Annotated in this window: 14 protein-coding genes; 9 read left to right on the top strand and 5 right to left on the bottom strand. The window is 30.7% G+C overall.

Annotation, left to right across the window (positions count from 1 at the left end; translation table 11 throughout):
- Positions 1-162: 162 nt before the first annotated feature.
- Complete coding sequence (locus IW20_RS13465; protein WP_035623150.1) at positions 163-597, bottom strand: DUF4268 domain-containing protein; 435 nt, start codon at positions 595-597, stop codon at positions 163-165.
- Positions 598-689: 92 nt separating this feature from the next.
- Between IW20_RS13465 and IW20_RS13460 the strand changes: the two genes are divergently transcribed.
- Both IW20_RS13460 and IW20_RS13455 read left to right on the top strand, forming a co-directional pair.
- Positions 690-1337: an NUDIX hydrolase gene (locus IW20_RS13460; protein ID WP_035623148.1), complete on the top strand. Its 648-nt coding sequence runs from the start codon at positions 690-692 to the stop codon at positions 1335-1337.
- 219 nt (positions 1338-1556) lie between these two features.
- Positions 1557-2366: a lysophospholipid acyltransferase family protein gene (locus IW20_RS13455; protein WP_035623147.1), complete on the top strand. Its 810-nt coding sequence runs from the start codon at positions 1557-1559 to the stop codon at positions 2364-2366.
- A 153-nt stretch (positions 2367-2519) separates the two neighbouring features.
- Here the strand turns inward: IW20_RS13455 and IW20_RS13450 are convergent, their stop codons facing one another.
- Positions 2520-3149: a hypothetical protein gene (locus IW20_RS13450; RefSeq protein WP_035623145.1), complete on the bottom strand. Its 630-nt coding sequence runs from the start codon at positions 3147-3149 to the stop codon at positions 2520-2522.
- Positions 3150-3157: 8 nt separating this feature from the next.
- Positions 3158-3652 carry an RNA polymerase sigma factor gene (locus IW20_RS13445; RefSeq protein ID WP_035623144.1) on the bottom strand — a complete coding sequence of 165 codons (495 nt, stop codon included), beginning with the start codon at positions 3650-3652 and terminating at the stop codon, positions 3158-3160.
- 481 nt (positions 3653-4133) lie between these two features.
- Here IW20_RS13445 and IW20_RS13440 point away from each other — a divergent pair, with 481 nt between their 5' ends.
- From IW20_RS13440 to IW20_RS13425, 4 genes are all read left to right on the top strand, one after another.
- Positions 4134-4697 (top strand): Crp/Fnr family transcriptional regulator, encoded by a 564-nt coding sequence (locus tag IW20_RS13440; protein WP_081912487.1) that lies wholly within the window; start codon positions 4134-4136, stop codon positions 4695-4697.
- Positions 4698-4817: 120 nt separating this feature from the next.
- A complete protein-coding gene (locus IW20_RS13435) occupies positions 4818-6032 on the top strand; it encodes a 3-oxoacyl-[acyl-carrier-protein] synthase III C-terminal domain-containing protein (RefSeq protein WP_051885753.1) in 1215 nt (404 codons plus the stop codon).
- A gap of 9 nt (positions 6033-6041) precedes the next feature.
- Positions 6042-7598, top strand: a complete 1557-nt coding sequence (locus IW20_RS13430; protein ID WP_035623143.1) for an FAD-dependent monooxygenase — start codon at positions 6042-6044, stop codon at positions 7596-7598.
- A gap of 10 nt (positions 7599-7608) precedes the next feature.
- Positions 7609-8199 carry an NAD(P)H-dependent oxidoreductase gene (locus tag IW20_RS13425; RefSeq protein WP_035623142.1) on the top strand — a complete coding sequence of 197 codons (591 nt, stop codon included), beginning with the start codon at positions 7609-7611 and terminating at the stop codon, positions 8197-8199.
- A 33-nt stretch (positions 8200-8232) separates the two neighbouring features.
- Here IW20_RS13425 and IW20_RS13420 read toward each other — a convergent pair whose 3' ends face one another.
- Positions 8233-9294: a DUF3810 domain-containing protein gene (locus IW20_RS13420; RefSeq protein WP_035623141.1), complete on the bottom strand. Its 1062-nt coding sequence runs from the start codon at positions 9292-9294 to the stop codon at positions 8233-8235.
- A gap of 83 nt (positions 9295-9377) precedes the next feature.
- Here IW20_RS13420 and IW20_RS13415 point away from each other — a divergent pair, with 83 nt between their 5' ends.
- The 3 genes from IW20_RS13415 to IW20_RS13405 all read left to right on the top strand — a co-directional run bounded on the left by IW20_RS13415 (position 9378) and on the right by IW20_RS13405 (position 11454).
- Entirely contained in the window at positions 9378-9590 is a 213-nt protein-coding gene (locus IW20_RS13415; RefSeq protein ID WP_035623139.1) for a hypothetical protein, read from the top strand.
- On the top strand, positions 9587-9880 hold the full coding sequence (locus tag IW20_RS13410) for a type II toxin-antitoxin system RelE/ParE family toxin (RefSeq protein WP_035623137.1): 294 nt from the start codon (positions 9587-9589) through the stop codon (positions 9878-9880). The genes IW20_RS13415 and IW20_RS13410 overlap by 4 nt, the downstream gene beginning before the upstream one ends.
- 113 nt (positions 9881-9993) lie before the next feature.
- Complete coding sequence (locus IW20_RS13405) at positions 9994-11454, top strand: aminoacyl-histidine dipeptidase (RefSeq protein WP_035623135.1); 1461 nt, start codon at positions 9994-9996, stop codon at positions 11452-11454.
- Positions 11455-11759: 305 nt separating this feature from the next.
- Here the strand turns inward: IW20_RS13405 and IW20_RS13400 are convergent, their stop codons facing one another.
- Entirely contained in the window at positions 11760-13070 is a 1311-nt protein-coding gene (locus IW20_RS13400; protein WP_035623133.1) for a TIGR00341 family protein, read from the bottom strand.
- Positions 13071-13126: the final 56 nt, after the last annotated feature.

The raw sequence follows: 13126 nt of genomic DNA, 5'->3' as shown, positions 1-13126 counted from the left end.
CTGATTTTCAGCTTTTATCGCTATAGTTGGTAACTAAAAAAACAAACCCGACAAGTTATAGAACCTGTCGGGTTTGTTTGTTTTTTTTATGAAAGTACATTGTCACAATTCAGGAAACCTTTGTCACTTTGCGCCTCAGTGCCTTAGAACCTTAAAAAGAAACTATTCAATATCTTTAATAAATTCATCATACTCTAGGTAAAACATTTCAAGCGCATTCATTTTTTCGAAATAGAAATCAAAAATTGCATCCCAATAATTACGATTGCTAAAACCAACTCCAAGTTTTTCAACCCAAATTCGGCTAATAGTTTTACCACTTTCTAAGGTATATTCTTTTTCAAAAACAAGGTCTTTAATAAATTCTTCCTCAAGGATATTTTTTAAGGCTTCTATTTTTTCAAAGTATGCATTACGTTTGTCATCATTACGATGTTCGATATCTATTAAAACTTGAGCTTTTTTGTTATCGACATAAAACTTAAATGAAAAATCTTTTATTTTGGTATCATAAAGCACCCATTTTCGAGGATATTTTTCTGCGAAAGAAACCCAGAATTCTCGTTTTAATTTTTGTGATTCTTCTTTACTATACATTTTTATTGGCTTAAGGTCTAGAAAATTTGTGAGACACTATTTTCTAAAGTATATTTATATATTATTTGAGACTACAAAAATAGACTTTGATTATGGATTTTCAAGACTTTTTACATTTTGTTCCCAATTTTGCACATGCAAAACTTCCTGCTGTTGATGCTCACTTAAAAATGGCACCTTTGGAAAGAGTTGAGTCCTTGAAAAATCAGGATATGAGTACTAAGAACCCCAGGATTGCTGCGGTTATGATGTTGTTTTATCCTAAAAACGGGAGAACACATTTGGTATTAATTGTTCGTAATGCTTATAATGGAGTTCACTCGTCGCAAATAGCTTTTCCTGGAGGAAAATATGAACTCGAAGATGAAAATTACGAGCACACTGCCTTGAGAGAAACGTATGAAGAAGTAGGGGTTTTGCCAGAAAAAATTAAGGTATTAAAGGCTTTTACGCCTATGTATATTCCGCCTAGCAACTTTATGGTACATCCTTTTCTTGGAGTTTGTAATGAGGAAATTCATTTTTATCCAGATCCAAGAGAGGTTGCTGATATTATAGAGCTACCACTTTCAGTTTTTTTAGATGATGAAATTGTTATTGATACCATTTTATCAACTTCGTATGCAGCTAATATTTCAGTTCCGGCTTTTAAGATTGAGAATCATATTGTTTGGGGAGCTACTGCAATGATATTAAGTGAATTGAAAGATTTTTTAAAAGAGAATTTTATAACTAAATAGTTTTTAAATGCTGATACCTTAGTTGAGAGTTATAGAGGTTCTTGTTTTTTAGGATACATTTATTTAACAAACTGAGTCATTTATTTTAAATAAATTATAGTTTTAATGCTGATATTTAGAAAGTTGCAATTTGCAATCATAGACTAGATTCTACTAGGAACGACAAAAATAAATTTCGTAAGTTTGTCCTTCTAATTTGTCAAAATAACACATAAATTTATGGGATTGTTTAAAAGAAATCCTTTTGGTCATATACTATTTATTAAGAAATGGTTAATTCGAGCTTTTGGAGCAATTACGCACAGACGCTATCGTGGTTTTAACGAATTACAAATTGATGGCTCAGAAATTATAAGAAGTTTACCAGATACAAATGTTCTTTTTATATCCAACCATCAGACTTATTTTGCTGATGTTGTGGCAATGTTTCATGTTTTTAACGCAAGTTTAAGTGGGAGAGAAGATAATATAAAAAATGTAGGTTACTTATGGCAACCTAAAATGAATATTTATTATGTTGCTGCCAAAGAAACAATGAGAGCAGGTTTGTTACCAAGAATCTTATCTTATGTAGGAGCAATATCGGTAGAGCGTACTTGGCGTGCCAAAGGTGTAGATGTTACCGAAAAGAGAGAAGTAAACCCAAATGATACCGAGAATATTAAAATAGCGCTTAACGATGGTTGGGTAATCACGTTTCCGCAAGGAACAACCAAGTCATTTAAGCCTGTTCGTAAAGGTACTGCACACATTATTAAGGAACACAGACCTATTGTTGTTCCGATTGTAATAGATGGTTTCCGTCGTTCTTTTGACAAAAAAGGGTTACGAATGAAAAAGAAAGGAATACTGCAATCATTTATTATCAAAGAGCCACTTGTTATTGATTATGATAATGATACTATAGATGAAATTGTAGAAAAAGTAGAATATGCTATCGAACAACATCCTTCATTTTTAAAAGTTATTCCATCTGAAGAACTAAAACTTCAGGAAGAACTGAACCAAATGCGTAGATGGGGGTATTAGTTTTCTAGATAAAAATGATTTTCATAAAAAATGGAGATGTAAAATATATTTTACATCTCCATTTTTAGTTTAATAGTATTCTATTTTTTGAAAGACAAACTGTTATATAGAAGTTTCAGAAGTACCTCAATTTAAAATCTTTGAACCTTATGATTATAAATCAATCTTTTTAAGTTCTTTATAATTGGCATACAGTCTTCGTAGTAAGGTACCATATATTAGTCTGTAAAAACACCAGAAAAGCCCTAGGAAAAAAAGTGTTACCAATACTAGTATACCAATTACCATAAGCATTACCGTACCATTGGTAGCAATTTTCTCTTTAAGATAATTCATTTCTGGGCTTGAAAAAGCTATAAAGAAACTTATAATAGAAGTTATTACTGCCATTGCCAAGTTATACCAAACATAGTATTGAACCGTTTTACGGGTTTTTAAAATACTACTCATTAGTAATTTTGTAGATTTTGTAGTAGATATAGTAGTGTAGTTTTTATAGAAAAAATACACAAAAATTAATACTACTACATAATTAAAGTAAGTGATTACCTCAAGATATAGTATATATTCAGGATGATTGATTTGTTTTAAAAAATCATCAATGCTAAATACAAAATTCGATATAGTCCAAAATAATATTTCCAGAAGACTTATAACCAAAATCCATTTTACAATCGAAGACGACTTTTTATGAATCATATTATAAATCTCGACCTCAGACACTTGTTGAAAAGTATTTGCGGTTTTATTCCAATCTTTTTTTAGTAAATCCAGTTCTTTCATAATTCTTTTTAAGGATTTAATATTTTTTTAAGTTTCCCTTTAATTCTATTCATTTTCACTCGTGCATTCACTTCACTAATACCCAACGTTTCGGCAATTTCTTGGTAATCTTTATCTTCTAGATACATAAAAACCAATGCTTTTTCGATATCGTTTAGTTGGTAAACGGCTTTGTACATTAACTTAATTTGTTCTTCTTCCTCATAGTTGTAATCAACTTCTTTTATAAAATGTTGGTGATTTTCAAACTCTACAGTTGCTATCGAGCGTTTCGTTTTTCGATATAAAGTAATAGCGGTATTTAACGCGACACGATAGGTCCAGGTAGAAAATTTGCTGTCGCCTCTAAATTTTGGATATGCTTTCCATAGCTGAATCGTAATTTCCTGAAACAAATCTTTGTGTGCATCTTGGTTGGCAGTATATAATCTACAAATCTTGTGGATTATATTCTGGTTTGCCTGCAATTGCACAACAAATGAATGTTCTAAATTATCGCTCATATTATGTTAGTATTGTAAACACTGATTTTGTTACAAAGTATTGTTCTAATTCTCTATGATTTTTTGAAGTATACATCTCTAATAAGATTATTACTGTTCAGTTTTATACTATATATCTGTGTATGTTACAGCTAGATCCAAATATAATATAGCGGCAAGTTAATGACTCTTAACTTTATTTCTTAACAAAAGAAAAAAAATGTAAGACAAAAATAACAATTTTTACCTTTCAAGATTTGTATAAATTGTAAGAGTAGTTGTATTTTTGTGTTTTATAAGCTAAGATGCTTAATGATTTAATAATGAGTGTTTAACAAGTGTCAAATATAAGAACTGAAATTATAGTTTGTATAGAAGAATTTTAAAATATTGAAATACAAATAATAGTTTTTGATTACGAAGTACATCTGTTGGTTGTTATATAAACAAAGATATGGTGCATTTGTAAGCAACGAAATTTGAAATTTTAATTCTATAATAAATGCTAGCTAGAATATCTATTGCCTATCCTAAATTTGGTGATGTCATTGCTAATTATAAAGAATTTTGGTCAGAAATAAATATACCTTCTAAACAAACAGTATTAAAAGAGGGAGATGTTTCTAATGCACTATATTTTGTAGTAAAAGGAAGTATGCGACTCTCTAATAATAGTAATGGAAATGAAATAACAATCCAGTTTTTCTTTGAAAACGATTTTGTTGCTTCTTTTGAGAGTTTTTTAAAAGATACTCCTAGTTTCTTTAGTTTAGATACTATCGAGAATACTACTGTTTTAGTAATTAAAAAAGAACATTGGAAAATTATTATGGATGAGAATCCTTTCTTAAAAGAATTATTTTTTGATTTTACTTCAGATAGATTCATCAATTACATACATCATTTTTTATCTTATATAAAAGAGAAACCCGAAGAACGATATCAAAATTTATTAAAAAATAAATCACATATTTTAAAGCGTGTTCCTTTACAATATGTTGCTTCCTATTTGGGAATCACTACGGTATCCTTAAGTCGTATTAGGGCAAGGAAGAATAAAAAATAGATTTTATAACATAAAAAAGATATTTTGAAGATGGGGTGTAAGTGCCTTTTTAATTAACAATTGTTAATTTTTTAGAAGCAAATTAGAAAGAAATTTGTTTTAAACAAACCCCCAAAAAAAATGGACAAAAAAATTATTCTTTTCAATTTTCAACCTATTCTAGTAGGAAAATTAATCGACCAGAGAAAACTTAATCAGTACACTAAATTCCTGTACCATCATTTTCAAAACCAATCTAATCTGGCAATTGCAGGAGAAACTGAAGTATCAACCAGTTTTGAGTTTGTCTCAGAACAAGTTAATAGATATTCTATCTCTCCAGAACACATTAGTCAAAGACAGATTTTAATTTTTGAAGAAGTAGAACAGTTCATTAATGCCGAAATGGATGGCGTATCGCATCTGGATTATCAATTTCCTAATAGCCTTTCCGATAAGTCTGGAGATTTATGTATTCCTAAAATTGGTGATCGTATGCAATGGTTTAAAGAAAAAATGAGTCATGTTTTTGACGAATTTTATGCTAAAACAGATGCCGCTCCAGAAAACCTTGTACATGTTACATGTTCGGGTTACGCTTCGCCTAGTGTTGCCCAAGAAGCTGTTATTAAAAGAAAATGGGAGACTGCACAGGTAACACATTCATATCAAATGGGATGTTATGGCGCATTTCCAGCAATTCGTACCGCAAGTAGTTTGATAAGTGCAAGTACAAACAATGGAAGAGTAGATGTTATTCATACAGAATTACTATCTGCACATCTTAATTTAACCGAGTTTTCTATTTCTAATACTATGATCTGTTCTCTTTTTGCCGATGGATTTATTGGATATTCTTTACTCGAAGAAGAATCTTTCATGAATGATGATAGTATAAAGGAGAAAAAAGGATTGCGTATTTTGGCTTCACATGAGGTTATTATACCAGATTCTTTAGAGGATATGTCATGGGATTTAGGAGAGTTTAATTTTTTAATGACACTCTCTAAGCGAGTTCCTGTTTTTATTCGCAAAAATATTAAATCATTTTTGTCAACACTTTGTGAAAAAGCGGCTATAAATCTTGAAGAAGAAAAATACAATATGCACTTTGCTATTCACCCAGGTGGACCTAAAATAATTGATTATGTAGTTGAGGAAATAGGTGTTTTTAAAGAGCAAGCAAGTTGGTCTTACGAAATATTGCGCCGTCAAGGTAATATGTCATCAGCCACAATACCTCATATTTTTAATGAAATTATAAATGATCCAACAATAAAGCAAGGAACAAAAATTGTTGCGGTAGCATTTGGCCCAGGGCTTACTGCAACGGCTTTGCTAGTTGAGAAACTATAATTTTATTATATGGAAGAAGAATACGATGTAATAATTGCAGGATGTGGCCCTACGGGAGCCACATTTGCTAATTATTTTGGTAAACAAAATTTAAAGGTTTTACTCTTTGATAGAGGATCGGATGTTATTGAATATCCTAGGGCAGTGCATATTGATGAAGACGTAATCAGAATATTTCAGGAATTAGGACTTTATGAAGAAATGAAAAAAGATGCTATAAAACCTTTTGTAAATTATTCACTAGTTTCAAAAAAAGATAAACTGCTTTTTCAATTTCAGCCAAACTCAAGTATTTCAGAGGATATTCCTGATTGTAGTTGGATTTTGCAGCCCGAAATCGAAAGACATCTGCGAAATGGTTTTTTGCAATATCCAAATGTCAAATTTCTAAAAGAAACATATTGGAAAGATTTGCACGAAAAAAAAGATTCAATTTCTTTAGTGTTAACTGATAATAAAAAGCAATCCTTACATGTAAAAGCTAAATTTCTTATTGCTTGCGATGGAGGAAGAAGTGCCATTCGAAAAAAAATGAATATAGATGTTCATGATTTTGGATTTAAAAAAGAATGGTTTGTTATAGATACCAATTATAGTGGAGATAATATTTTCTCTGAAGATCATAAACAATATTGTGACCCAAACCAGCCTATGACGTATGTAAATGGGGTTAAAAACCATTTTAGATGGGAATTTATGGTTTCTAAAAAACATGCTAAATATTCAGACGAGATGCTTGCTGATACTATGATTCCTAAGTTGGCGTCATATTTTCCGATAGATGATTTTGAAATTATCAGAAAGAAAAAATATGTGTTTTATACTTTAGTGGCTAAAGATTGGCGCTCAGGCAACGTTTTTCTTGCAGGCGATGCAGCACATCAGATGCCGCCTTTTTTAGGACAAGGAATGTGTTCAGGGATAAAAGATGCTAAAAATTTATCATGGAAAATCGTTAGTGCTTGTACAAATTTTAATGTTGCTACCAATGAATTGTTAGACTCCTATTACAAGGAGAGAGCACCACAGGTGAAAAAAATAATTAAAACAGCTGCTATTTTAGGAGGATTTATTCAATATTCTAATCCTATTTTGTCTTCTTTTAGAAATGGTTTTTTGCGATTACTAAATGTCTTGCCCAGCAAACCTATTGATACACTTATAGAGAAACATCTTTATGGTTTAGAAGTGACAAACTTTTCAAGAATAAAACACCCTTTGGTTGGCAAACGAATTCCTCAGCCATTTATAAGTTTAAAGGATGAAAGGAAAGTATATTTTGATGAACTATGTGGTTTTCATTGGGTTGTATTGTTTCTTTCAGATTCTAAAATAGTTCCTTTTAACCCGAGTGGGTTTTTAAAATACATTTCAGTTGTTCAGGATTTTTCAGAGTCTGCAATAGGAATTAAATCCGTTTTTCTGAATAAATGGATGATAAAAAATAAAGTAGATTTTGTTGTAATTAGACCCGATAAATTTATTTTTGATACAGGAAAAGTTAATGATTACGATAAAATTATCAGAAATATCGATTCTTATGTTAGTAAAATTAGTTCTAATTAAATAAAAAGCTATGAATTATTTAATCATTTTTAATCATCCTTTTGAAGGAAGTTATTGTAATGCTTTGCTTGATGCGGTGCAAGAAGGACTTAAAGCTGCTCAGCATTCTATGGATTTAATTCATCTGGATAATGAGCAATTTAACCCAGTAATGACGGCCGAAGATCTAAAATCGTTTAGAGATAAAAAACCTGTTGATGAGCAAGTTTTAGGTTATCAGCAACGATTAGAAAAAGCAGATCACCTTATTTTTATATTTCCTATCTGGTGGGAATTAATGCCTGCTTTAATGAAAGGTTTTATTGATAAAGTTATTTTTCCGGGATTAGCTTATGATTATGTAAATGAAAAGAATACAAGAATGAAGCCCTTATTAAACAATATAAAAGGGATTACAGTAATTACAACAATGAATACTCCAAGGTATATTTATCGATGGATTTTTGGCAATGCGATTCAAAAAGCATTTATGAGAGGAATATTTTGGAAATTAGGATATAAAAACCGAAAATGGATTAGTTATAATAGAGTAAAAGCGGTAAGTCAGAGTAAACGTGAAGGTTGGTTAGAAGAACTAGAAAAAAAATTCTCAAAGGTATAGTTGAAATAGTAAAGAGCTGTTATTTATTATAAATTACAGCTCTTTACCTTTATAGTAATTAACCATTAAATCAACAAATTTGCTATAGCTTTCCATACCGTCTTTTTGTTGGTTTATTTTCAAGAAATTGTCATAGAAAATATGAAAACCAGTTTCGATGAAAGTTTCATATTGTTTCCAGAAATCCTTACTTTCCTTATAGTTTTTTATGATTCCAGGATGTACAGTTTTTACTAATTGTTTAGATAACGTTTCGTTTTTAGCACCTATAATACCTAAACAATAGCGCAAAGCCAGACTATAACCCGAATATTGAATGTAGATATTGTCATTTTTTATAGAAGCCAGAAAACCTATAAAATTACATTCGTTCTCACTCGCATAACCCATCTGATGTGCCATTTCGTGATTTGTAGTCATCGGGAAACTATACATCGGACCAAGACTATTTACTTGAGCTTCATTAGTAAACGGGTTTAAATAACCACCAAAACCCATATAAGTGAGCGGTAAGCTAAACAATGATTTCTTGACGCTTAAATGCGAATAAGTAAAATAAGAATATTCAGCAGCAAGATTATTATACCCGTTTAAGTTCATATTAAAAACTTGTTCTTGCGAATATGGAAACACTACTTTAAGACTATCATTCTTAGTTATTTGTAATTGAATGGAGTTGGTTTTTGTTATTAGTTTTTTGGTGAAAGCCAATAAATCAGCATCAGTATAATCTTTTTGAATTCCCATTTTTTCAAATAAAGGCTCTCGATAATAATTAAACGCCCAAAGAAAATGGAATAAAAAATAAAATACAGACAGGTAACTTAAAGCAGTTAAGAGATTATCTTTCCATAATAGTTTCCATGATTTTCGTTTTATCCAAAGCCATCTTAAAAATAATACAATCAAAATAGAATAAATACAATCTCCTATAGAAAAAGGAATTCCTCCAAGAATAATCCTGGAAAAGGCAGCAATTTTTAAGTACAATCCGTTGCTATAATTTTTTTCAATAAACTCTGGAAAAAATGGAATAATCTTTAAGATTATGATTTGTAGGAGGAAAAAAAGAGGAAGAATATATTTTCGTTTCACGGTTTTGCTTTTGGGTTAAAAATAATAATTAAAATAGTAGTTGACTTTCTTTTTTGTAAATTTGTTAATTAATAAAAGGAAAAATGACACAAATCACTTTAAATGTTCCAGATGATGAATTGTCTTTCTTTATGCAATTAATAGAAAAATTTAATTATGAAACTGTAATTAATGAATTTTCTGTAACTGAAGAAATGAAAAGTTTGTTAGATGAAAGAAGATCAACTTCAAAAGCGGATGATTTTCTTCCTTGGAATGAAGCAAAAAAGCAATTACGTTTTAAATCTGGAAAATGATTTTTGAAGTTGTAATTGAGCCAAGAGCAATTCTAGATATACAAGATGCGATTGATTATTATGAATCTAAGCAAAGTGGGTTAGGGGAATATTTTTATGAAGTAATTGATGGTCATATAGAAACATTGACTAAAAATCCTTTCTTTCAAATTAGATATAAAGATTATCACGGTTTCCCTACGAAAAAATTCCCTTTCATTATTTTTTACTTTATCGATGAAAAGTTGAAAACAATTTATATTCTATCTGTTTTTAATACATCGCTAAGTCCTTCTAAATACCCAAAGTGATCTTTTAATTTATAATATTTCTGGTGAAAATTTTAAAATAGTTTCCCAGTAAAAAAGAATTTAAACTTTGTAACTTTGAGATCTGAAAATGTTAAACTTCAAACAAAACATAAATGAGTCAAGAAATAAGAAATTTAGAACCAAAAGCACTTTGGAATAAGTTTGCCGATTTGAATGCTGTACCTCGTCCGTCTAAAAAAGAAGAGCGTGTTATTGAGTTCATGAAAAACTTCGGTACTAGTTTAGGATTAGAAACTTTTGAGGATGAAATTCGCAATGTAATTATCCGTAAACCAGCCACTCCGGGAATGGAAAATCGTAAAGCAATTGTTTTACAAGGACACTTGGATATGGTACATCAAAAAAATGCCGATACGGTTTTTGATTTTGATACACAAGGTATTGATATGTATGTTGATGGGGATTGGGTTCGTGCTCGCGGAACTACGCTTGGTGCAGACAATGGTCTTGGAGTTGCAACAATAATGGCAATTTTAGAAAGTAAAGACATTCCGCATCCTGCAATCGAAGCATTGTTTACAATCGACGAAGAAACAGGAATGACAGGAGCATTAAATTTAAAAGGAGGAATTCTTCAAGGTCAGATATTATTGAATTTAGATACTGAAGAAGATGATGAAATTGATATTGGTTGTGCTGGAGGAATTGATGTAACTGCTACAAGAACATATAATGAAGAAGAAGTTCCAGAAGGGTCAGTTGGTCATATTATTACTGTAAAAGGTTTAAATGGTGGTCATTCAGGAATGGATATCAATAAAGGGTTAGGGAATGCAAATAAAATAATGAACCGTTTATTATTTGATGCTTTCGAAAACTTCGGATTACAAGTAGTAGAAATTAACGGAGGAAGTTTGCGTAATGCAATTCCAAGAGAAAGTGTAGCAAAAGTAATCATTTCAGAAATGTTTGATGAAGCTTACATTTTTGATATGCAGGAAATCATCAACGATATTAAAACCGAATATAAAACTACTGAACCAAACCTTACAATAGAAATCGTAAAATGCGATTTGCCTGCCAAGGTAATGGATTTAGGTGTTCAGGAAGGTATTATTCGTGCAATTTACGCTGCTCATAATGGAGTTTACAGAATGAGTGCTGATATGGCCGATTTAGTAGAAACTTCAAACAATATCGCTCGCGTAATTGTAAAAGACGGTCAGATTTCTATCGGATGTTTAACACGTTCTTCTGTTGAAACGTCTAAATTTGATTTAGCAAATTCATTACGTTCAGCTTTTGAATTAGTAGGATGCGAAGTAGAACTTTCAGGGAGTTATCCGGGATGGACTCCAAATGTAAACTCTGAGATATTAGATGTTTTAGTTGGAATCTATGAAAAACAGAATAACGAAAAACCTAAAGTTGTAGCATGTCACGCTGGTTTAGAGTGTGGGATTCTAGGAACAAATTATCCAGATATGGATATGATTTCTTTCGGACCAACAATTCATGGAGCACATTCGCCAGACGAAAGAGCAAGTATTTCATCTGCTCAGAAATATTGGAAATTTGTATTAGAAATTCTATCAAATATCCCAGTAAAGTAATAAGTTAACAGTCGCAGTTTTCGGTTTTCAGTTAAAAAACTGTATGCTAAAAACTGCGACTGAATACTAAATGTTAGTCTCTTTTAGGACTGTTTTTCTTTTCTCTCTTTTCCTCTTTCTTTTCTTTTGCAGTTTTAAGAGGTTCTTTCTTTACCGTTTTTTTTGCGTCTTGACTTTTTGCCATGATATTTAAGTTTAGTTAATTTCCTTTTTATGAATGAAGTAAATATAGCAACTATTTTTCAGATGGTTAACGATTATGGATACGAAAACCTTTTTATAAAATAATCCTGCTTTGCTTTTTCTTATTTAGATACTTGTTTATATACTTCTATCGAATCTTTGGCAAGTCTAATCTTAAGCCATGATTTTAATTTATTATCCATTTCATGGTCTAATCCTTTTTGACTTTGGTATAAAATGATCGGAATTATTTTGGTAGTTTGTCCTTCTTTATAGGAGTAATTTCCAATTGTTAATGATGTTATATGAGGAAATAAAGCTTTTGATTCGTTTGTAATTTGTTCATTGTTAAATTGATATTCAGATAGCTGTTCTCGTAAACTATTAATAATGATGTCTTTTTTATCTATCATATCTTTATTAGCATTTATTCTGTTTAGGTTACTATTACTTAAATTAAAAGTGTCTTGCTCAATAATTAGTTGTGTGTTGGGTAAGTTGTATTCGGTTAGTTTTTTGTTTAAATCAACAATTTCCTCATGATTGAATTTCTTAGATAAAAAAGCTAGTTTTATTTTTTTAGGCTTAGAGTTATATTCAATCTTCTCATATATTATTGGATAATCATGATCAGTAAATTCTTTTTTAATGAAAATTTCAGCTTTCTGATTATAGCTTTTCTCAACAAAAAGCTGATATGCAAAGTAAATGCTTGGTAAAATCATGAGCATAATAAGGATTGAAATTCCATATTTTACTTGTTTTTCGCGTTTTAAATCCAATTGTTGGGCAATAGGATATTCTAGAAATTTTACGATTACAAAAGTTGCTATACAAATAAAAACACAGTTTATGGTGTATAGATACATGGCGCCAAAAAAGTAACTAATATTGCCTAGAGCCAATCCGTATCCAGCGGTACATAAAGGAGGCATTAAAGCTGTGGCAATTGCTACACCAGGAATAGGATTTCCTTTTTCGACTCTCGTTACCGCAATTACACCAACTAATCCCCCAAAAAAGGCAATCAGAATATCATAGATGTTTGGAGATGTACGTGCCAAAAGCTCAGATTGAGCCTCTTTAAATGGACTTACGTAAAAATATATAGTTGATATGGCTAAACTTACGAATGTGGCAATAAGAAGGTTTTTAATGGATTTTTTGACCAATTCGAAGTCATACATTCCTAAGCCAAAACCAGCCCCAACAATTGGCCCCATTAAAGGCGATATTAACATAGCGCCTATAATTACCGCAGTCGAGTTTACATTTAAACCTACAGATGCAATCAGTATTGCACATGCTAATATCCATAAATTAGAACCTCTAAAAGAAATGGCGCTAGTAATATTTTCGATTACCTTCTTTTTATTTTCTTCTCCTTTATGAAGGTCTATAAAATCCAAGACTTTGTTTATTTTTCGTTTCATAATAATAGAAGTTTATTTACAGTTAAAGTACGAATTTTATATTAAAATAGCTATGA

The sequence above is a fragment of the Flavobacterium hydatis genome (genome assembly GCF_000737695.1).
In the GTDB taxonomy this organism is placed as follows: domain Bacteria; phylum Bacteroidota; class Bacteroidia; order Flavobacteriales; family Flavobacteriaceae; genus Flavobacterium; species Flavobacterium hydatis.
Note: the sequence above shows the minus strand (reverse complement) of the source record. Positions and strands in the feature narration are given on the sequence as shown.

What these genes read in the sequence shown, in the direction of transcription:
- IW20_RS13465 (WP_035623150.1), bottom strand. Translation starts at nt 597, where the DNA reads ATGTATAGTAAAGAAGAATCACAAAAATTAAAACGAGAATTCTGGGTT.
- IW20_RS13460 (WP_035623148.1), top strand. Translation starts at nt 690, where the DNA reads ATGGATTTTCAAGACTTTTTACATTTTGTTCCCAATTTTGCACATGCA.
- IW20_RS13455 (WP_035623147.1), top strand. Translation starts at nt 1,557, where the DNA reads ATGGGATTGTTTAAAAGAAATCCTTTTGGTCATATACTATTTATTAAG.
- IW20_RS13450 (WP_035623145.1), bottom strand. Translation starts at nt 3,149, where the DNA reads ATGAAAGAACTGGATTTACTAAAAAAAGATTGGAATAAAACCGCAAAT.
- IW20_RS13445 (WP_035623144.1), bottom strand. Translation starts at nt 3,652, where the DNA reads ATGAGCGATAATTTAGAACATTCATTTGTTGTGCAATTGCAGGCAAAC.
- IW20_RS13440 (WP_081912487.1), top strand. Translation starts at nt 4,134, where the DNA reads ATGCTAGCTAGAATATCTATTGCCTATCCTAAATTTGGTGATGTCATT.
- IW20_RS13435 (WP_051885753.1), top strand. Translation starts at nt 4,818, where the DNA reads ATGGACAAAAAAATTATTCTTTTCAATTTTCAACCTATTCTAGTAGGA.
- IW20_RS13430 (WP_035623143.1), top strand. Translation starts at nt 6,042, where the DNA reads ATGGAAGAAGAATACGATGTAATAATTGCAGGATGTGGCCCTACGGGA.
- IW20_RS13425 (WP_035623142.1), top strand. Translation starts at nt 7,609, where the DNA reads ATGAATTATTTAATCATTTTTAATCATCCTTTTGAAGGAAGTTATTGT.
- IW20_RS13415 (WP_035623139.1), top strand. Translation starts at nt 9,378, where the DNA reads ATGACACAAATCACTTTAAATGTTCCAGATGATGAATTGTCTTTCTTT.
- IW20_RS13410 (WP_035623137.1), top strand. Translation starts at nt 9,587, where the DNA reads ATGATTTTTGAAGTTGTAATTGAGCCAAGAGCAATTCTAGATATACAA.
- IW20_RS13405 (WP_035623135.1), top strand. Translation starts at nt 9,994, where the DNA reads ATGAGTCAAGAAATAAGAAATTTAGAACCAAAAGCACTTTGGAATAAG.
- IW20_RS13400 (WP_035623133.1), bottom strand. Translation starts at nt 13,070, where the DNA reads ATGAAACGAAAAATAAACAAAGTCTTGGATTTTATAGACCTTCATAAA.